The 18,040-nt window shown below is 69.2% G+C and carries 18 protein-coding genes and 1 tRNA gene; 14 read left to right on the top strand and 5 right to left on the bottom strand.

The genetic code is table 11. From position 1 onward, the window contains the following. Window positions 1-73: 73 nt before the first annotated feature. The 4 genes from FS845_RS17090 to FS845_RS17075 all read left to right on the top strand — a co-directional run bounded on the left by FS845_RS17090 (window position 74) and on the right by FS845_RS17075 (window position 3,501). Window positions 74-556: a DUF6314 family protein gene (locus FS845_RS17090; protein ID WP_222130004.1), complete on the top strand. Its 483-nt coding sequence runs from the start codon at window positions 74-76 to the stop codon at window positions 554-556. 135 nt (window positions 557-691) lie between these two features. Next, window positions 692-1,090 carry a copper homeostasis periplasmic binding protein CopC gene (gene copC, locus FS845_RS17085; RefSeq protein ID WP_260986320.1) on the top strand — a complete coding sequence of 133 codons (399 nt, stop codon included), beginning with the start codon at window positions 692-694 and terminating at the stop codon, window positions 1,088-1,090. Window positions 1,091-1,100: 10 nt separating this feature from the next. Further along, entirely contained in the window at window positions 1,101-1,973 is an 873-nt protein-coding gene (gene copD / locus FS845_RS17080; protein ID WP_144637469.1) for a copper homeostasis membrane protein CopD, read from the top strand. 88 nt (window positions 1,974-2,061) lie between these two features. Next, window positions 2,062-3,501 (top strand): NAD-dependent succinate-semialdehyde dehydrogenase, encoded by a 1,440-nt coding sequence (locus FS845_RS17075; RefSeq protein ID WP_144637467.1) that lies wholly within the window; start codon window positions 2,062-2,064, stop codon window positions 3,499-3,501. A 176-nt stretch (window positions 3,502-3,677) separates the two neighbouring features. Here the strand turns inward: FS845_RS17075 and FS845_RS17070 are convergent, their stop codons facing one another. Both FS845_RS17070 and FS845_RS17065 read right to left on the bottom strand, forming a co-directional pair. After that, complete coding sequence (locus FS845_RS17070) at window positions 3,678-4,178, bottom strand: GNAT family N-acetyltransferase (RefSeq protein ID WP_144637465.1); 501 nt, start codon at window positions 4,176-4,178, stop codon at window positions 3,678-3,680. Window positions 4,179-4,227: 49 nt separating this feature from the next. Beyond that, a complete protein-coding gene (locus tag FS845_RS17065) occupies window positions 4,228-5,187 on the bottom strand; it encodes a LysR family transcriptional regulator (RefSeq protein ID WP_144637463.1) in 960 nt (319 codons plus the stop codon). 253 nt (window positions 5,188-5,440) lie between these two features. Here FS845_RS17065 and hydA point away from each other — a divergent pair, with 253 nt between their 5' ends. From hydA to FS845_RS17020, 9 genes are all read left to right on the top strand, one after another. Continuing rightward, a complete protein-coding gene (gene hydA / locus FS845_RS17060; protein ID WP_144637461.1) occupies window positions 5,441-6,937 on the top strand; it encodes a dihydropyrimidinase in 1,497 nt (498 codons plus the stop codon). Between the two features lie 60 nt (window positions 6,938-6,997). Then, window positions 6,998-7,849 carry a transporter substrate-binding domain-containing protein gene (locus FS845_RS17055; RefSeq protein ID WP_144637459.1) on the top strand — a complete coding sequence of 284 codons (852 nt, stop codon included), beginning with the start codon at window positions 6,998-7,000 and terminating at the stop codon, window positions 7,847-7,849. Window positions 7,850-7,875: 26 nt separating this feature from the next. Further along, complete coding sequence (locus FS845_RS17050; protein WP_144637457.1) at window positions 7,876-8,628, top strand: amino acid ABC transporter ATP-binding protein; 753 nt, start codon at window positions 7,876-7,878, stop codon at window positions 8,626-8,628. Further along, window positions 8,628-9,305 carry an amino acid ABC transporter permease gene (locus FS845_RS17045; protein ID WP_186332318.1) on the top strand — a complete coding sequence of 226 codons (678 nt, stop codon included), beginning with the start codon at window positions 8,628-8,630 and terminating at the stop codon, window positions 9,303-9,305. Before FS845_RS17050 ends, FS845_RS17045 begins: the two co-directional genes overlap by 1 nt. A gap of 15 nt (window positions 9,306-9,320) precedes the next feature. Beyond that, entirely contained in the window at window positions 9,321-9,989 is a 669-nt protein-coding gene (locus FS845_RS17040) for an amino acid ABC transporter permease (RefSeq protein WP_144637455.1), read from the top strand. 99 nt (window positions 9,990-10,088) lie between these two features. Then, on the top strand, window positions 10,089-11,039 hold the full coding sequence (locus FS845_RS17035; protein ID WP_144637453.1) for a dihydrodipicolinate synthase family protein: 951 nt from the start codon (window positions 10,089-10,091) through the stop codon (window positions 11,037-11,039). A 39-nt stretch (window positions 11,040-11,078) separates the two neighbouring features. After that, complete coding sequence (locus tag FS845_RS17030) at window positions 11,079-11,738, top strand: aspartate/glutamate racemase family protein (protein ID WP_144637451.1); 660 nt, start codon at window positions 11,079-11,081, stop codon at window positions 11,736-11,738. Between the two features lie 5 nt (window positions 11,739-11,743). Next, entirely contained in the window at window positions 11,744-13,168 is a 1,425-nt protein-coding gene (locus FS845_RS17025) for an FAD-binding oxidoreductase (protein ID WP_144637449.1), read from the top strand. A 26-nt stretch (window positions 13,169-13,194) separates the two neighbouring features. Then, window positions 13,195-13,980, top strand: a complete 786-nt coding sequence (locus FS845_RS17020; RefSeq protein WP_144637446.1) for an SDR family oxidoreductase — start codon at window positions 13,195-13,197, stop codon at window positions 13,978-13,980. Window positions 13,981-13,984: 4 nt separating this feature from the next. Here FS845_RS17020 and FS845_RS17015 read toward each other — a convergent pair whose 3' ends face one another. From FS845_RS17015 to FS845_RS17005, 3 genes are all read right to left on the bottom strand, one after another. After that, window positions 13,985-14,956: a 3-hydroxyacyl-CoA dehydrogenase NAD-binding domain-containing protein gene (locus FS845_RS17015; protein ID WP_144637444.1), complete on the bottom strand. Its 972-nt coding sequence runs from the start codon at window positions 14,954-14,956 to the stop codon at window positions 13,985-13,987. Between the two features lie 89 nt (window positions 14,957-15,045). Further along, entirely contained in the window at window positions 15,046-15,750 is a 705-nt protein-coding gene (locus tag FS845_RS17010; protein WP_144637442.1) for a class I SAM-dependent methyltransferase, read from the bottom strand. Between the two features lie 237 nt (window positions 15,751-15,987). After that, a complete protein-coding gene (locus FS845_RS17005) occupies window positions 15,988-17,448 on the bottom strand; it encodes a phospholipase D-like domain-containing protein (RefSeq protein WP_144638017.1) in 1,461 nt (486 codons plus the stop codon). A gap of 153 nt (window positions 17,449-17,601) precedes the next feature. On the opposite strand from FS845_RS17005, the gene FS845_RS17000 reads away from it, so the two are divergent. Next, window positions 17,602-17,677: transfer RNA gene (locus FS845_RS17000), tRNA-His, on the top strand. Window positions 17,678-18,040 lie beyond the last annotated feature (363 nt).

Genomic DNA, 18,040 nt, shown 5'->3' with positions numbered 1-18,040 from the left:
TTACGCTATGGGCTTCGTCCACGTGTCCAAGCCATGTCCCCGTTTTCCTTCGCGCCCGCCGGCGTGCCGCGCCATGCCCCGTTCCTCCGTTGATTCCTCTGCTTCTTCCAGCCCGGACGAGCCGCGCTGGCCGGTCCACGAGGTGTTCGGCCGCCTGGCCGGCGCGTGGACCTTCGAGCGTGGCATCTCCAACCAGGCCAGCATGACCGGACAGGCCCGTTTCCTGCCCGGCCAGGGCGACCACCTGCGCTACGAGGAATCCGGCACGCTGGTGCTGCCCACGGGGCAGGCCATCCAGGCGCACCGGTCCTACCTGTATTTCGCGCTGGAGCACGGCTTCAGCGTCTGGTTCGACGAGGCTGAGCCACGCCTGTTCCACGAGGTGCGGCTGGCGGCCGACGGCGACGTGCTGCGCGGCGCGGCCACGCATCCCTGCGGCGCCGACCAGTACGACACGGTCTACGAGTTCCGGCCCGACGGGTCCTTCATGATCCGCCATGACGTGAAGGGGCCGCGCAAGGACTACGTCTCGGTGACGGTGTTCCGTCCGTTTTGAGCCGGCACGCGGCGCGATCCCGCGTCCGCCGGTCCGAATCCCGTGGCCCATGGCCCGACGGTTTTGGGCGGCCGTCAGCGCGACGGTCTAAGCTTGGCGGCAGGCGCGGCGTCGGCCGCGCGAAGGGAGTCATCGATGATGAAGAACGCCATCCAGCAAACCGCTGCCCTGGCCGCCGCGCTGGCCGCCGCGCTGGCCTGCGCCGCCGCCGTGCTGGCGCCCCGGCCGGCCTGGGCGCACGCCCACCTGGACCACGCCACGCCCGCCGCCGGCAGCGCCGTGGCCTCGCCCGCGGCCATCCGCGCCACCTTCACCGAGCGCCTGGAGCCCGCGTTCTCCAGCCTGTCCGTGGCCGGCCCGGACGGCAAGGCGCTCGACCTGGGCCGCGCCGCGCTGGCCGAGGGCGACGGCAAGACCCTGGTGCTGGCGGTGGGCCAGCCGCTGCCGCCCAGCCGCTACGTGGTGACCTGGAAAGTGCTGTCCAAGGACGGCCACAAGACCAACGGCCAGTGGGCCTTCACCGTGCGGCCCTGAACCGGTGGGCATGCTGGAGGCGGCCAACGTCGTCTGCCGCTACCTGGCCGCGCTGGCGCCCATGCTGGTGTTCGGCGCGTACTGCATGCTGGCGGCCGGCGGCGCGTCGCCCGCGGCCGATCAGCTGGGCCGGCGCCTGCTGCCGATGTGGCGGGCGCTGGCCGCCGTGGGCCTGGTCGCCACGGCGCTGCTGCTGCCGATCCAGGCCGCCCTGGTCACGGACGATCCTGCCTCCTGGTCCGACGCCGGCATGCTTTGGCAGGTAGCCAGCCTCACGACTTACGGCCAGGCGTGGCTGGCCAAGGCCTGCGCCGCCCTGGCCCTGTGCCTGGCGCTGGCGCTGCCCGGCGTACGTCCGCCCCGGCTGCTGGCAGTGCTGTCCGGCTGCGCGCTGGCCGCCACGGCCGCCAGCGGCCATGCCCGCATGGACGACGGCGCCCTGGGTGCGGCGCACCTGCTGAACAACGTGCTGCACGTGCTTTGCGCGGCCTTCTGGATCGGCGCCCTGTCGGTGGTGCCGCCGCTGCTTGGCCTGTGGCGCACGCATCGCGGCCTGGCCATACCGATGCTGATGCGCTTTTCCACGCTCGGCCACCTCGCCGTGGCCGGGACCCTGCTGACAGGCGCGGTGAACGCCTGGCTGATCCTGCGGCAGGTGGGGCTGGATGCTGGGTCGGCCTACCAGCAATGGCTGGCGGCGAAGATCGTGGCCGTGGCGGCGATGGTGGGACTGGCCCTGGTCAACCGCTACGTGCTGGTGCCGCGCCTGGCGGGCGATGCGCGGGCGCTGCGGCGGCTGCGCCGCCAGACGGCCTGGGCCCTGTGCGCCGGGGCGCTGGCGGTGCTGATCGTGGCCGTGCTGGGCACCCGGTCGCCGGGGTGAACGGCCGGTTTGGTTTCGGCACGGCGGTGGCGGATAATAAATGTCTGTTTTGCCCTGTGGCACCCCGACACAATCCTATGGAGATGGCATGAGCAACTACCCCGACACCCTGCTGTTGATCGACAACGAGTGGCGCGAAGCCCGCGGCAACAAGCGCATCGACGTCGTCAACCCCGCCACCGGAAGCAAGATCGGGCAGGTGGCCAGCGCGTCGCGTGAAGACCTGGACCAGGCCCTGGAAGCCGCCCAGCGCGGTTTCGAGACCTGGCGCGAGATGTCGGCCCACGAGCGCTGCGCCATCATGCGCAAGACCGCCGTGCTGGTGCGCGAGCGCGCCGAAGCCATCGCCCGCCTGCTGACGCAGGAACAGGGCAAGCCGCTGGTCGAGGCCAAGGGCGAAGTCATGGCTGGCGCCGACATCATCGACTGGTTCGCCAACGAGGCCCTGCGCGTCTATGGCCGCATCATCCCCGCCCGCAACGTCAACGCCCAGCAGATGGTGCTGAAGGAGCCCGTCGGCCCCGTGGCCGCCTTCACGCCGTGGAACTTCCCCGTCAACCAGATCGTGCGCAAGATCGGCGCCGCGCTGGCCTCGGGCTGCTCGTTCCTGGTCAAGGCCCCGGAAGAAACCCCCGCGTCGCCCGCCGCGCTGCTGAACTGCTTCGTCGACGCCGGCATCCCCAAGGGCGTGGTCGGCCTGGTGTTCGGCTCGCCGGCTGAAATCTCCAGCTACCTGATCCCGCACCCGATCATCCGCAAGGTCACGTTCACCGGCTCCACGCCGGTGGGCAAGCAGCTGGCCGCGCTGGCCGGCCAGCACATGAAGCGCGTCACCATGGAACTGGGCGGCCACGCCCCGGTCATCGTGGCGCAGGATGCCGACGTCGAACTGGCCGTCAAGGCCTCGGGCGGCGCCAAGTTCCGCAACGCCGGCCAGGTGTGCATCTCGCCCACCCGCTTCCTGGTGCACAAGGACCTGAAGAGCCAGTTCGAGCAGGCCATGGTGGCGCATGCCGAGAAGCTCAAGCTGGGCGACGGCCTGACCGAGGGCACCACCCTGGGCCCCCTGGCCAACGACCGCCGCCTGTCGGCGATGGACAAGGTCGTGAAGAACGCCGCCGAGAAGGGCGCGCGCGTCGCCACCGGCGGCCAGCGCGTCGGCAACGCCGGCAACTTCTTCGCGCCCACCATCCTGACCGACGTGCCGCTGGACGCCGACGTGTTCAACGAAGAGCCCTTCGGCCCCATCGCCGCGATCCGCAGCTTCGAGAACCTGGAAGATGCCATCCGCGAAGCCAACCGCCTGCCGTTCGGCCTGGCCGCGTATGCCTTCACGCGTTCGTTCAAGAATGTCACCGAGCTGTCGCGCCGCCTGGAAGTGGGCATGGTCTGGATCAACCAGCCCGCCACCCCGTCGGCCGAACTGCCGTTCGGCGGCGTGAAGGATTCGGGTTACGGCACCGAAGGCGGTTTCGAGGCGCTGGAACCCTACCTCGTCACCAAGGCCGTGTCGGTGGTGGGCGTCTAAGTCCGGCATCGGCCGTCCGCACGGCCAGCCCGCAAGGCTGGCCGAGCATCGAAAGGGCCCGCAGCGATGCGGGCCTTTTTGCGTGCGGCGCCGCCGGATGGGATCCATCGCGGGCAGCGGAGGGGGCGCCGGCAGTCGGCTGGCGATGCGCCGCGATCGCGCCCCGCCGGCCGCCTTCACCCGTCCAGCGGCATCACCATCTCGTGCCACGCCATGCCGCCGTGGTCCGACGCGGACGGCCGCACGTAGCGATAGCCGAGCTTCTCGTACAACGCCACGTGGCGGTCCTTGCACATCAGGTGGATGCTCTGCTTGCCCAGCGCGCGCATGCGGCCCACGAAGGCCTGCATCAGCAGCGTGGCGTAGCCCTTGCCCTGTTCCACGGGATCCAGCACCACCGACATGATGACCACGTTGGGCGCCTGCGCATCGTGGCCCACCAGCTCCTTGAAGGCCTCGTCGGACATCACCACGTCGTGCGCGCATCCCGAGTTGATGAAGCCGATGACGCGGCCCGCCCGTTCCAGGATCAGGAATCCCTGCGGATACTGCGCGATGCGCGTGGCGATCTTCGCATGCGTGGCGGCCTCGTCGCCTTCGTAGGCCGAGATCTCGATCTCGTGGCAGCGGTCGGCGTCGGCGGGGACGGGATGGCGGAATGTCAGGGCCTGATTCATCGCGCAAGCATACGGAAAAGCGTTGCGGGCAGCCATACGTGCGCGCCGTTCAGGCGCGTGGGGTGCTGCCCCGCGCTACGTCCGCGTGCGACGCCGCGGCCGGCGTCATGTCCGCGTGGCCGTCCTTGCGGATCACGTCCTTCAGCGTGTCGATGAACGACTGCGAGATCTGCGACAGCGGTTCGTCGCGCAGCCGCACCAGATAGGCCTTCAGGGCAGGCCCGCCCGCGATGGGCCGCGTGACGAAGCGGCTGGCCGACCAGCTGCGCGCCGAGAACTGGTCGACCAGCGCCACGCCCGCGCCGGCCTGCACCAGCGAGCAGGCGTTCTGTGGCGACCCCACCTCCACCACCGGCCGCAGCGAGATTCCGGCATCGTCGCACATGGCCTGAACCATCTGTCCGAAGGGCGTGGCGCGCTCGTACGAGATGAACGGGTAGGGCAGCAGGTCCCCGATCTCGAGGATGGCGCGGCGCGACAGCGGATGGTTGTAGGGGCAGATGCACACCAGGCTGGCGTCGGCCAGTTCCTCCTGCTCCAGGTTGGGGTGGTTGATGGGCAGGATGGTGACGGCCAGGTCGGCCTGTCGCTTGACCAGGCGGTCGGTCAGCGGCAGGTGGGTCAGGTAGTGGAACGTGAGCTTCACGTTGGGATGCGTGTGGCGATAGCTGGCGATGGCGGCGGGAATGAGCATCTGCCCGATGCTGGGGCTGGCCACGATGTTCAGGATGCCTTCCTGGTGCTCGAACAGTTCGCGCGCCATGTCGTTCACGCGTTGCACGCCGTCGTAGACGATCTCGACCTCGTGGAACAGCTTCTTCGCCTCGAGCGTGGGATGCAGGCGGCCGCGGATCCGCTTGAACAGCGGAAAGCCGATGCGCTGTTCGGTGTGCGACAGCAGGCGGCTGACCGCGGGCTGCGAGACGAACAGCAGTTCGGACGCGCCCCGGATGGTGCCCGTGATCATCACCGCGCGGAACACCTCGATCTGACGGATGTTGAGCTTCATGGCAGCCGATTCTGCCGCAGCGCATGGCGCGGGTGTTAGGTCCAAGGGTTAACACCTATGCCGGTTTCATGGCCGGCACGATCGGGCGGATACGCGCCATGCCCGGGAAAAATAGGGGTTGTCCCGTACGCGGCCTCGCCGGTGCCCTCGAAACCCTTAACACGATGTTAAGGGTAGACCTCAAAGAAGCAATAGGCACGAGGAGGGCGCGGGCACAGAATTTCCTGCATCACGGACATCGCGAGCCCCTTACATGCCGCACCCGAAAGACGCCACGCCGCCCTTTGACCTGGTCATCCGCAACGGCCGCATTTCCAATGCCGACCGCACGTTCCACGCCGACGTCGGCGTGCGCGGCGGCGTCATCGCCGAGATCGGCCAGAACCTGCCCGCCGGCCGGGAGGATGTCGACGCGCGGGGCCTGTGGGTGCTGCCCGGCGGCATCGACAGCCACACGCACATCGAGCAACTGTCGGGCATGGGCGTGATGTGCGCCGACGACTTCTATTCCGGCACGGTGTCCGCGGCCTTCGGCGGCACCACCACCATCCTGTCGTTCTGCGCGCAGCACCGCGACGACCGCATCCCCGACGTGCTGGAGGACTACGCGCGCCGGGCACGCGAGAAGGCGGTGATCGACTACGGTTTCCACCTGATCCTGACCAATCCCGACGAGCAGGCGCTGACCCGCGACCTGCCCGCGGTGATCCAGGGCGGCATCACGTCGTTCAAGGTCTACATGACCTACGACAAGCTGAAGCTGGACGACTACCAGCTGCTGGACGTGCTGGCGGTGGCGGGCGAGCACGGCGCCATGGTGATGCTGCATGCCGAGAACCACGACATGATCCGCTGGGTGGCGCGCCGCCTGATCGAGCGCGGCCACAAGGCGCCGAAGTTCCATGCGGTGGCGCACGATCCGCTGGCCGAGTCCGAGGCCACGCATCGCGCCATCGCACTGTCGCGGCTGGTGGACGTGCCGGTGCTGATCGTGCACGTGTCGGGCGGCGAGACCATCGACATCATCCGCAAGGCGCAGAACCTAGGCGCGCAGGTGTATTCGGAAAGCTGCCCGCAGTATCTGTTCCTGGAGGCCGGCGATTCGGACCTGCCAGGCGTCGAAGGCGCCAAGTTCTGCTGCAGTCCGCCGCCGGGCGACAAGGCCTCGCAGGAAGCCGTGTGGCAAGGCTTCAAGGACGGCACGCTGAACGTGTATTCGTCGGACCATGCGCCGTACCGCTTCGACGCGTCCGGCAAGCTGCCCAAGGGCGACGCCACCACCTTCAAGGAAATGGCCAACGGCGTGCCGGGCATCGAGCTGCGCCTGCCGCTGCTGTTCTCCGAGGGCGTGATGGCGGGCCGGCTCGGCGTGGAGGAATTCGTGGCGCTGACCGCCACCAACCATGCCCGCATGTACGGACTGGCGCCGAAGAAAGGCACGATCGCCGTGGGCGCCGATGCCGACCTGGTGCTGTGGGATACCGAGCGGCGCACCACGGTGACCGCCGGCATGCTGCACGACCAGGTGGGCTATACGCCGTACGAAGGCCGCGAACTGCGCGGCTGGCCGGTGCAGGTCTACAGCCGCGGCCGTTGCGTGGTGAAGGACGGCGCCCTGCACGTCGAGCGCGGCAGCGGCCGGTTCGTCGCCCGCAGGCGGCCCGAGCCCGTCATCGAGCGCCGCGCCGATCCGTCGCGCGGGCTGTTCAGCCAGTACGTCGGCCTGAAGCCGGCTGCCGACAAGACCTAGACAGGCAGCGGCACTTCGATTTCCAGCGAGTTTCTTGCACATCATTCAAGGGGAATGTCCATGCAAATTCTTACGCCATTTCGCCGCTGCCTCGTGGCCGGCGCCCTCCTGGCCTGCGCGGCGGCCTCGTCCTTCGCGCAGGGCACGCCGATCAGGACGGCCGTGGACGCGACGTTCGCGCCGCACGCCATGGCCAACCTGGGCGGCGGCGTGCAGGGCTTCAACGTCGATCTGGGGCGCGAGGTGGCCAGGCGCCTGGGCCGCGAGATGAACATCGAGCCCGCCGAGTTCTCGGGCCTGGTGCCGGGGCTGAACAGCCGCCGCTACGACTTCCTGATCGCGCCCGTGACGGTGACGCCCGAGCGCGCGAAGTCGCTGCTGTTCACCGAGGGCTATCTGGACACCGACTACACCTTCGTGGGCCGCAAGGACGCGCCGCCCCTGAAGTCGCTGGACGAACTCAAGGGCAAGGTCATCGCGGTGAACAAGGGATCGAACTACGAGGCCTGGGCCAGCGAGAACGCAGGGAAGTACGGCTTCCGCTATGACGTGTACGGCGGCAACGCCGATGCCGTGCAGGCAGTGCTGGCCTCGCGCGCCGACTACAACCTCGCCGGCACCACGGTGGTGGCCTGGGCCGCCAGGCAGAACCCCCGCCTGGCCACCAGCTACACCATCAAGACCGGCCTGGTGTGGGCGTTCGCGTTCCGCAAGGACGACGAGGAAGGCCGCCAGCAGGTGTCCAACGTGCTGAAGTGCATGAAGCAGGACGGCACGGTCAGGAAGCTGGCCGAGAAGTGGTTCGGCTTCACGCCGGAGGAAGGCAACTGGGCGGTGCGCGTGGCGCCGGGCACGGGCGTGCCCGACATGGAAGGCTACGACGCCACGCCGGCCGCGGCCAGGTGCGCGTGAGCGCGGCCTCAAGGACAGGAGGCGCCATGGGCAGCCAAGCGATTCTCGAGATATCCGATCTGTGCAAGCGATACGGCGACAACGAAGTGCTGCGGGGCGTCAGCCTGCACGTGAACAAGGGCGAGCTGGTGTGCGTCATCGGCCCGTCCGGCTCCGGCAAGAGCACGATGCTGCGCTGCTGCAACCTGCTCGAAGTGCCCACGTCGGGCCGCATCGTGGCCAACGGCCATGACGTGATGGACGCCAGGACCGACGTGAACCGCATGCGTCAGGACGTGGGCATGGTGTTCCAGCAGTTCAACCTGTACCCGCACCTGACGGCGCTGGGCAACGTGACGCTGGCGCTGTGCAAGGTGCAGAAGCGCGGGCGCGACGAGGCCGACAGGCTGGCCCGCGCGGCACTGGAGCGCGTGGGCCTGGGCCACAAGGCCGACGCCATGCCGTCGCAGCTGTCGGGCGGCCAGCAGCAGCGCGTGGGCATCGCCCGCGCCATCGCCCTGCAGCCGCAGATCATCCTGTTCGACGAACCTACCAGCGCGCTGGATCCGGAACTGGTGGAGGACGTGCTGAGCGTCATGCGCGAGCTGCGCGACAGCGGCATGACCATGCTGGTGGTGACGCACGAAATGGCCTTCGCGCATGCCGCGGCCGACAAGGTCGTGTTCATGGACGGTGGCGTGGTGGTGGAAGAGGGCACCGCGCAGGACCTGTTCGAGCGGCCCACGCAGCCGCGCACGCAGAGCTTCCTGTCGCGCTACGCAAGCAGGCTGGCGCACTGATGGAAAGCCTGAACGGTTTCTTCTTCACGTTCTTCAACCTGGGCGTCGCGGCGCAGTACGCGCCCGCGCTGGCCACGGGCGCCCTGTTGACGGTCGCCACCGGCGCCGCCGTGGTGCTTACCGGCACGGCGCTGGGCATCGCGCTGGCGGTGCTGCGCGCGCTGCAGTGGCGGCCGCTGACGTGGGCCATCGTGGCCTTCGCCGACGTGCTGCGTTCGCTGCCGCCGCTGGTGATCCTGATCGTCCTGTACTTCGGCCTGCCCGAAGCGGGGCTGCCGCTGTCGGCGCTGTTCGTGACCTGGTTCACGCTGTCGCTGGTGCTGGCGGCCTATGCCGAGGAGAGCGTGTGGGCGGGCATCTCCTCGATGCCCGCGGGACAGATGGAAGCGGCGCGTTCCACCGGCCTGACGTGGGGGCTGGCCATGCGCTGGGTCGTGCTGCCCCAGGCCGTGCGGCGCGCGGTGCCCACGCTGACCAACCGCATCATCTCCATCACCAAGAACACCGCGCTGGGCTCGGTGGTGTCGCTGGGCGAGCTGCTCAACGCGGCGCAGGGGGCCAGCAGCCTGTCGGGCAACCCCACGCCGCTGATGATGGCAGCCCTGGCGTACGTGGTGATCTTCCTGCCGCTCGTGGTGTTCTCGCGCTGGCTCGAGAAGAACTGGGTACGCGGCTGAGGCCGGGGAATCGACATGGAAAACCTGATCCACAGTTTCTTCAACCTGCAGACCTACCGGGACGTGTTCCCGTACCTGCTGCAGGGCCTCTGGACCACGGTCTGGCTGTCGGCCATCGTCATCCCGCTGGGCGGGCTCGCCGGGCTGCTGCTGGCGGTGGCGCTGACGCAGTCGGAGCGCCGCCCGCTGCGCTGGCTGGTGATTGCATACATCGATTTCTTCCGTGCCTTTCCGCCCCTGGTGCTGCTGATCCTCGTGTACTTCGGCTGGCCCTTCCTGGGGCTGGAACTGGACAAGCTGACGGCGGTGGTGATCGCCTTCGGCCTGAACAACGCCAGCTACTACGCCGAGGTGTTCCGCGCGGGCATCGAGGGCGTGCCGAAGGGGCAGATGGAAGCCGCGCGCTCGACGGGCCTGGCGCGCTGGCAGGCGCTGTCCTTCGTGGTGATTCCGCAGGCCACGCGCAACGTGCTGCCCGACCTGGTCGGCAACAGTATCGAGGTGCTGAAGCTCACGACCATCGCCAGCGTGGTCGCGCTGCCCGAACTGCTGCGTGCGGCGCGCGATGCGCAGTCGCTGGTCTACAACCCCTCGCCCATCGTGCTGGCCGCGCTGATGTACCTCGTGCTGCTGTGGCCGCTGACGCGCTGGCTGGGCCGCCTGGAACACAAGCGGGCGCACTGATCCAACACGGTTCGTGCACTATCCGGGGTGCCTGGCGCGCCCCTCATGGGAGGTCGCGCCCTCGCGGGCCGGCTGGAATTTTCTGGAGCGATACCCGACATGGCAACTGACAATAACCGCCTGACCGAACAGGCAACCGGCGTCTACATCATCGCGGCCACGCCGTTCTCCGACGACGGCGAGGTCGACTTCCACAGCATCGACAGCCTGACCGATTTCTACCTGGAACAAGGCGTCACCGGCTTCACGATCCTGGGCATGATGGGCGAGGCGCCCAAGCTGAGCGAGGCCGAGACCACGCAGGTGATGCAGCGCATCCTGAAGCGCGTGGCGGGCAGGGCGCCCGTGGTGGTGGGCGTCAGTCATTCCTCCAACCGGCACGTCGAGCGCCTGTCCAAGGAAGCGATGGACCTGGGCGCGGCCGGCGTGATGATCGCGCCCGTGTCCAACCTGAAGACGGACGAGCAGGTCCACGGCTATTACGCAGGCGCGATCAAGGGGCTGGGCCGCGGGATTCCGGTGTGCCTGCAGGACTTCCCGCAGGCCACGGGCGTGCATACCTCGGTGCCGGTGATCCACCGCCTGGTCGACGAGTTCGAGCAGGTGGTGATGCTCAAGCACGAGGATTTTCCCGGCATGCGCAAGCTGAGCCAGATCCGCCAGGCCAGCGACGAAGGCAGGCACCGCCGCATCAGCATCCTGGTGGGCAACGGCGGCCTGTTCCTGCCGCAGGAGATGCTGCGCGGCGCCGATGGCGCGATGACCGGCTTCGCCTATCCCGAAATGCTGGTGCGGGTGTGCGCGCTGTTCGACCAGGGCAAGCCCGAGCAGGCCGAAGACCTGTTCAACGTCTATCTGCCGCTGTTGCGCCACGAGTTCCAGTACGGCATCGGCCTGGCGCTGCGCAAGGAGACCCTGCGCCGCCGCGGCGCGATCCGTTCGGCCTACGTGCGCCGGCCGGGTCCGGTGCTGGACAGGACCGACCTGGACGAGCTGACCCGCCTGACGACGCGGCAGGAGGCCGCGCTGGCGCGGTTCGAGGCGAAGTAGTCCCCGGCACGACCCCAGAAGAACAGCCCAGGAGACGTCATGGCAGGCACGCTGTATGTCATCAACCCCAACAGCAACACGGCCGTCACCGCCGGCATCGACGCCGCCTTGCAGGTGCTGCGCCAGGATGGCGGGCCGGCGATCGAGTGCGTCACGCTGGCCGAGGGGCCGCCAGGCGTGCAGACGCAGGCCGACGTCGACCGCGCGGCGGTGCTGGTGCGGCAGTTCGCCGACGCGCGCCGTGCCGATGCGGCGGGCTTCGTCACCGCCTGCTTCAGCGATCCCGGGCTGCATGCGCTGCGCGAGATCCCGGGCGCGGTCTGCATGGGCATCAGCGAGGGCGCGGTGCTGACCGCGATGACGCTGGGCCAGCGCTTCGGCGTCATCGCCATCCTGGAGGCCTCGATCCCGCGGCACCTGCGCGCGTGGGCGGCGATGGGCGTGTCGTCCCGCCTGGCGGGCGAGGTCTCCATCGATCGCACCGTGGCGGAACTGGCCGACGGCCAGGCCACGCTGGCGGGCATGATCGCGGCCGGCAAGACCCTGCGCGACACCCATCGCGCCGACGTGCTGGTGATGGGATGCGCCGGCATGGCGCGCTTTCGCGACACCCTGCAGGACGCCGTGGGCCTGCCGGTGGTCGAACCCAGCCAGGCCACCGTGGCCATGGCGCTGGGCCGGCTGCGGCTGGGATGGTGACGGCCATGCGTACCGTACCCCACCATCACTCGCAGTTCCTGCAGCGGCTGCACGCCATCGTTGGCGACGACGGCCTGGTCGAGGACGACGATCGGAAAAGCGGCCATGACGTCGACTGGCTGAAGAAATGGCATGGCCGCAGCAGCGCCGTGGTGCGGCCCGCCAGCACGCACGAGGTCTCGCAGGTGATGCGGCTGTGCCACGACACCCGTACCCCGGTGGTCACGCAGGGCGGCAACACGGGCATGAGCGGCGGCGCCACGCCGGACGACAGCGGCGCGCAGCTGATCCTGAGCACCGCCCGGCTGCGCACGATCCGCGAGGTCGACCCGCTGAACAATACGCTGACCGCCGAGGCGGGCGTGCTGCTGGCGCACGTGCAGGACGCCGCCCGGCAGGTCGACCGCTATTTCCCGCTGAGCCTGGGCTCGGAAGGCAGCTGCACCATCGGCGGGAACCTGGCCACCAACGCGGGCGGCATCGCCGTGCTGCGCTATGGCAATACGCGCGACCTGGCGCTGGGCCTGGAAGTGGTGCTGCCGGACGGCCGCATCTGGAACGGCCTGCGCGCGCTGCGCAAGGACAACACGGGCTATGCGCTGCGCGACCTGTTCATCGGCTCGGAAGGCACGCTGGGCGTGATCACCGCGGCCGTGCTCAAGCTGTATCCGCGGCCCGTGGCGCGCGCGGCCGCATGGATCGGCTGCGCCGACATGCAGCGGCTGCTGGACGTGCTGGCGCGGATGCGCGAGGCCTGCGGCGACCGGCTGGTGGCGTTCGAGATGATGACCGAGGAATCGCTGCGCCTGGTGATGGCGCACGTGACCGACGTGCGGCGGCCGCTGGAAAGCCCGCACCGCTTCCACGCCTTGATCGAGCTGGCCGACACACGCGAGGCGGGGCTGGACGGGATGCTCGAAGACAGCCTGGAGGCCGCCATCGCCGCGGGCCTGGTGGAGGACGCCGCCATCGGCGTCAGCCTGGCGCAGCGGCAGGCCTTCTGGAAAGTGCGCGAAGGCATCTCGCAGGCGCAGGTGCGCGCGGGCAAGGCCATCAAGCACGACATCGCGCTGCCCATCTCGCGGCTGCCCGCCTTCGTGGAAGCGGCCGAGGCCGCGGTGCGCGGCGTGCTGCGCGACGCGCGGATCATCAACTTCGGCCACATGGGCGACGGCAACCTGCACTTCAACGTGCTGATGCCACCGGATACGCCGGCCGCGGACCTGGCGGCGGCCGTGCAGCGCCTGAACCGCGTGGTGCACGACATGGTGGACGAGGCCGGCGGCAGCATCAGTGCCGAGCACGGCGTGGGCCAGCTGCGGCGCGACGAGCTGCGCCACTACAAATCGGCCGTGGAGTTCGACCTGATGATGCTGCTGAAGCAGTCGATGGACCCGAACCAGATCATGAATCCCGGCAAGCTGCTTTGAACCCCTGACAGAAAGGATGTAGACCCATGGATCTAGGAATCGCCGGCAGGACGGCATTGGTATTCGGCGCGGGCGGCGGACTGGGCGGCGCCATTGCGCGCAGCCTGGCCGCCGAGGGCGCGCACGTGGCGCTGGCGGACATCGACGGCGACGCCGCCGAGGCGCTGGCCCGGGAATTGCGCGAGCAGGGCGCCAAGGCGGTGTCGCTGGCGTGGGACCTGGGCGACCTGTCCGTCATCGACGGCCACGTCGCGCGCGTCGAGCGCGAACTGGGGCCGGTCGACATCCTGGTCAACAACACGGGCGGCCCGCCGCCCACGCCGGTGGCGGGCCAGTCCGCCGAGCTGTGGACGAAGCACTTCCAGAGCATGGTGCTGTCGGTGATCGCCATCACCGACCGCGTGCTGCCCGGCATGCGCGAGCGCGGCTTCGGCCGCATCGTGACCAGCGCCTCGTCAGGCGTGGTCGCGCCCATCCCCAACCTGGGCCTGTCGAACGCCTTGCGCGTCAGTCTGCTGGGCTGGTCCAAGACGCTGGCGCGCGAGGTCGGCGCCGCCGGCATTACGTGCAACGTCGTGCTGCCCGGCCGGGTGGCCACGGCGCGCACACAATTCCTGGACTCGCAGAAGGCCAGGCGCGAAGCGCGTCCGGTGGAGCAGGTGTCCGCCGAGAGCGCCGCCACGATACCGCTGGGCCGCTATGGCGACCCGCGGGAATACGGCGACGTGGTGGCCTTCCTGGCCAGCGCGCGGGCGTCCTACGTGACGGGTTCGGTGGTGCGCGTGGACGGCGGGCTGCTGGCCAGCATCTGAGCGTTCAACCCGCGGGGTCGGACGGCGACGCATGCGGCGGCAGGTTGCACGCCGCCTTCATGCGCAGCAGTTCGATCAGCGCCTTGTCGCGCCGCGTCTCCAGCCAGAACGGCGTGAGGTTGCCGGCGGCCTGGTCCACGCCTTCGACGACCTTGCCCTTCAACGCGTCGGTCATCGCCGGCGCGCCCAGGTCGTTCCACCAGTCTTCGATGGGCTGGCCCAGGTGCGCCAGCATGTGGTCGATGCCGCCGTTGCCGCCGGACAGGTGCATGTTAAGGAACGGGCCCAGCAGGGCCCAGCGCAGGCCGGGCCCGTGCGCGATGACGGTGTCGATGTCGGCCACGCTGGCCACGCCCTGGTCCACCAGGTGGAAGGCCTCGCGCCACAGCGCGGCCTGCAGGCGGTTGGCGATGTGGCCGCTGATCTCGCGCCGCACGTGCACGGGGCGCTTGCCCAGCCCGGCGTAGAAATCCATGGCGCGCCGGACAGCTTCCGGCGCGGTCTTCTCGCCGCCGCAGACTTCGACCAGGGGGATGAGGTGCGGCGGGTTGAAGGGATGGCCCAGCACCACGCGTTCGGGATGGGCGCAGGCCTGCTGCATGGCCGTGACGGACAGGCCCGACGAACTCGACGCCAGCAGGGTGTCGGGCGGCGCGGCGGCGTCCATGCGGCGGAACAGGTCCACTTTGACGTCGATCCGTTCGGGCGCGCTTTCCTGCACGAAGCAGGCGTCGGCGACGGCGTCTTCCAGCGAGGCCGTGAAGCGCAGGCGCGCGGGATCGGCGCCGGGTGACAGGCCCAGCGCCTGCATGGTGGGCCATTGCGCGGCCACGCGCGCGTGCAGCGCGGATTCGGCCTGTGGCGAGGGATCGGTGGCCACGACGTCGTAGCCACGGGCCAGGAACAGCGTGGCCCAGTTGGCGCCGATGACCCCCGTCGAGACGATGGCGACTTTCTTCGAGCTTTCCGTGTGCATTGTGGTCTCCTCCTTGCGGGATGGTCAGACATTACCATCCCGCGGCGGCGGCAGACCGGCGGCAACGCACGCGATGAACGGCCGCGGCGTCAGTCGATCCAGCGCCTGCGGCGCGTGATCTTCCACACCTGCGCGGGCGGCACGTTGAGGTACACGATGCGAGTGCGGCGCGCGCGCAGGCCCAGCCGCGCGAGCACGCGCGGCGAGATGGGGCAACGCCAGCCATACGTGAACAGATAGCAGGCGCCGCCGGGCTGCAGGTGCGAGAACGTGCTGCGCATGATGTGCGCCTGCTGGCGCACCGGGAAGTTCAGCAGCGGCAGGCCGCATACCGCCGCGGCCGCCTGCCGGCCGTCGAACAGCGGCACGTCCATCAGCTTGCCCGCGTCGGCCTGGCAGACCTGCGCGCGCGGATAGCGTTCGGCCAGCTGCCGCGCGAAGGTCTCGTCCATCTCGATCAGCGCCAGGTCTTCCTGCGCCACGCCGCGGGCCAGCAGCGCGCGCGTGAAGGCGCCCGTGCCGCTGCCCAGCTCCAGCACGGGACCGTCCTCGGGCCGGATCTCGCGCGTGATGGCGGCGGCCAGCGCGGGGCTGGACGGCAGCACCGCGCCGATGCCCTTGGGATTGGCGCGCCAGGCGCGATAGAAACTCCATTGCTCGCTCAGCCAGCGCGCGGCGGCGCCCGGCGTCGCCACGCCGGTCTCGCGCTCGGGGCGGCAGTGGCTGACGCGTTGCCAGAACACGCCGAACAGCGCGTAGAGGGGATCAAGATGTTGCCGGACTCTGTAAGCCATCGTGCGGTTCCTGAGGTCGGGTGGGCGGCGGCCGCCCATGGAAGGGCGACAGGGCCTCGAAGGCATGCGGCGCCGGACGCGGGAAGACTCACCCGTCCGGCGTCCTCGATTCATGTCCCCCGCGGGGGCTCTGCTTGGGGCGTTCCCGACGCGAATAGTTCCGGGTCGGCGCCGGGCATCGACGCGGGCGAGCCGCGCCGGACCGGTCTCTAGCGTATCAAATGCGGAGGGGACGGATCAGAGGTAGGGCGTGGCCAGCCAGATCACCCGGTTGCGCAGGCGCTGGGCGAAGGGTGCGCCGCGCAGTTCCTCCAGCGTGACGCGGTGCGCGCCGCCGATCAGCGCGTCGAGGCGGGCGCCGATCCACAGCGCCAGGTCATAGTCGTAGACCTCGGTGTCCAGCTCGAAATTCAGCCGCAGGCTGCGCGGGTCCAGGTTGGACGAGCCGATGTACGACCAGGCGTCGTCCACCGTCATCAGCTTGGAGTGGTCGAAGGGGCCATGCGTGCGCCACACGCGGCAGCCGGTGCGCACCACCTGGTCCAGCTGCGCCATCATGGCGTAGTTCACCAGCCGCAGGTTGTTCGAGCCGGGGATCACGATGTCCACCTCGATGCCGCGCCGCGCGGCAGTGGCCAGCGCGCCGATCAGCGTCTGGTCGGGCAGAAAATAGGGCGACTGGATGCGCACGCGGCGCTGCGCCACCGCCAGCGCGCCCTGCAGCATGGCGTGCGTGGCGCCCATCGCGCGGTCGGGGCCGGAAGGCACGCAGCGCATGGGCACCGTGCCCGCGCCGCGTGCCAGCGCCTGCGGAAACCAGTCCTCGCCCTGCAGGGTCTCGCCGGTGGTGAAGTTCCAGTCGTGCGCGAACACCGCGCTCAGCTGGCCCACCACGGGTCCCTGCAGGCTGAAGTGCGTGTCGCCGTTGGTGCGGTCGCCGGACAGCGCGTGCACGAAGGCCGCGCGCACGTTCATGCCGCCGGTGAAGCCGCGCAGGCCGTCGACCACCAGGATCTTGCGGTGGCTGCGCAGGTTGGCGTAGGGCATGCGCAACAGGCCCAGCGGGTTGGTCATGAAGCGCGCGGTGCGCACGCCCTTGCGCGCCAGCATGCCCACGATGGGCGGCCGCGAATAGCGGCTGCCGATGGCGTCGATCAGCACGCGCACCTGCACGCCGCGCTCGTGCGCCTCGATGAGGGCCAGCGCCAGTTCGCGTCCCACGGGGTCGTTGTCGAAGATGTAGCTCTGCACGGCGATGCTGCGCCGCGCGCCGCGGATGGCGTCCAGCATGGCGGGATAGGTCTCGTCGCCACCCGTCAGCGGCTGGATGGCGTTGCCGCCCACCAGCGGGAAGCGGCTGACCTGGTCGCCCAGCAGGCGCAGCGAGGCGAACTGGGCCGCGCTGTAGGGCACCACGTCGATCACGTCGCGCGATTCCAGGTGGCCGGCGTAGGCCAGCAGCGCCTGGTCGCGCTGCTGCGACATGCGCGTCTGGCGGATGCGGTTGATGCCGGCGGCGAAGTAGAACAACGCGCCGAACAGCGGCGAGAACAGCAGCAGGCCCACCCAGCCGATGGCCGCGCGCACGTCGTGCTTGGTCATGGCCGCGTGCACCGCCGCGCCCGTTCCGGCGACGATGCTCAGGCCCAGCGCCACATGGGGCCAGTAGCGGTTGACGAAATCCTCGAGGGCGTCCATGGGCATCGGCGGTGTCCTGGGCGTGGGCGGGCGTGCCGGTCCTGAAGTCGGCACGGGGACGGATAAGGATAGCAAAGGGAAGCCGACATGCGTCTTCGGCGTGCGCTGGCGCGCACAGCAAGAAACGTGCTATAGTTTCGCTTCTTTGCAGCGGTGGCTGTAGCTCAGTTGGTAGAGTCCCGGATTGTGATTCCGGTTGTCGTGGGTTCGAGTCCCATCAGCCACCCCACCGAATATATTGAAATCAGGCACTTACGCGAAAGCGCAAGTGCCTTTTTCTTTTGCCGGTCCGGTGACAGCAGCTGAATTACCTCATTAAAAATAGCTGAACCCCCCCGGATTATTATCTTTTGTGCATCGCAGTGTTTAATCCGGCGCGCCCTCGCACTGAAATCCCGCTGTGGCAACTCGCCCACATTGCTTTCGCTCCATACTCGCCGACCGAGGAAAATCGTGGTTGAATTTCCCCCAATTCGGCACGCCATTGAAAATCAATTCCAAGGTTGAAAATCAATTCCAACGCCGGCCGCATGACCGCCGACGCCATGGCGCCCGTCCCTTGTCCTGGCTTTCCCCGTTTCTGCAGGTTTCC

The sequence above is a fragment of the Bordetella genomosp. 13 genome (genome assembly GCF_007679965.1).
Lineage (GTDB): Bacteria > Pseudomonadota > Gammaproteobacteria > Burkholderiales > Burkholderiaceae_B > Bordetella.
This window is presented reverse-complemented; position numbering and strand designations above follow the sequence as displayed.

Bases quoted from the DNA above. Each gene is read 5' to 3' on its own strand.
- FS845_RS17035 (WP_144637453.1), top strand. From the start codon at position 10,089: ATGGCAACTGACAATAACCGCCTGACCGAACAGGCAACCGGCGTCTAC.
- FS845_RS17005 (WP_144638017.1), bottom strand. From the start codon at position 17,448: ATGGACGCCCTCGAGGATTTCGTCAACCGCTACTGGCCCCATGTGGCG.
- FS845_RS17075 (WP_144637467.1), top strand. From the start codon at position 2,062: ATGAGCAACTACCCCGACACCCTGCTGTTGATCGACAACGAGTGGCGC.
- FS845_RS17010 (WP_144637442.1), bottom strand. From the start codon at position 15,750: ATGGCTTACAGAGTCCGGCAACATCTTGATCCCCTCTACGCGCTGTTC.
- FS845_RS17055 (WP_144637459.1), top strand. From the start codon at position 6,998: ATGCAAATTCTTACGCCATTTCGCCGCTGCCTCGTGGCCGGCGCCCTC.
- FS845_RS17090 (WP_222130004.1), top strand. From the start codon at position 74: ATGCCCCGTTCCTCCGTTGATTCCTCTGCTTCTTCCAGCCCGGACGAG.
- FS845_RS17025 (WP_144637449.1), top strand. From the start codon at position 11,744: ATGCGTACCGTACCCCACCATCACTCGCAGTTCCTGCAGCGGCTGCAC.
- FS845_RS17065 (WP_144637463.1), bottom strand. From the start codon at position 5,187: ATGAAGCTCAACATCCGTCAGATCGAGGTGTTCCGCGCGGTGATGATC.
- FS845_RS17040 (WP_144637455.1), top strand. From the start codon at position 9,321: ATGGAAAACCTGATCCACAGTTTCTTCAACCTGCAGACCTACCGGGAC.
- FS845_RS17030 (WP_144637451.1), top strand. From the start codon at position 11,079: ATGGCAGGCACGCTGTATGTCATCAACCCCAACAGCAACACGGCCGTC.
- FS845_RS17050 (WP_144637457.1), top strand. From the start codon at position 7,876: ATGGGCAGCCAAGCGATTCTCGAGATATCCGATCTGTGCAAGCGATAC.
- copD (WP_144637469.1), top strand. From the start codon at position 1,101: ATGCTGGAGGCGGCCAACGTCGTCTGCCGCTACCTGGCCGCGCTGGCG.
- hydA (WP_144637461.1), top strand. From the start codon at position 5,441: ATGCCGCACCCGAAAGACGCCACGCCGCCCTTTGACCTGGTCATCCGC.
- FS845_RS17015 (WP_144637444.1), bottom strand. From the start codon at position 14,956: ATGCACACGGAAAGCTCGAAGAAAGTCGCCATCGTCTCGACGGGGGTC.
- FS845_RS17045 (WP_186332318.1), top strand. From the start codon at position 8,628: ATGGAAAGCCTGAACGGTTTCTTCTTCACGTTCTTCAACCTGGGCGTC.
- FS845_RS17070 (WP_144637465.1), bottom strand. From the start codon at position 4,178: ATGAATCAGGCCCTGACATTCCGCCATCCCGTCCCCGCCGACGCCGAC.
- FS845_RS17020 (WP_144637446.1), top strand. From the start codon at position 13,195: ATGGATCTAGGAATCGCCGGCAGGACGGCATTGGTATTCGGCGCGGGC.
- copC (WP_260986320.1), top strand. From the start codon at position 692: ATGATGAAGAACGCCATCCAGCAAACCGCTGCCCTGGCCGCCGCGCTG.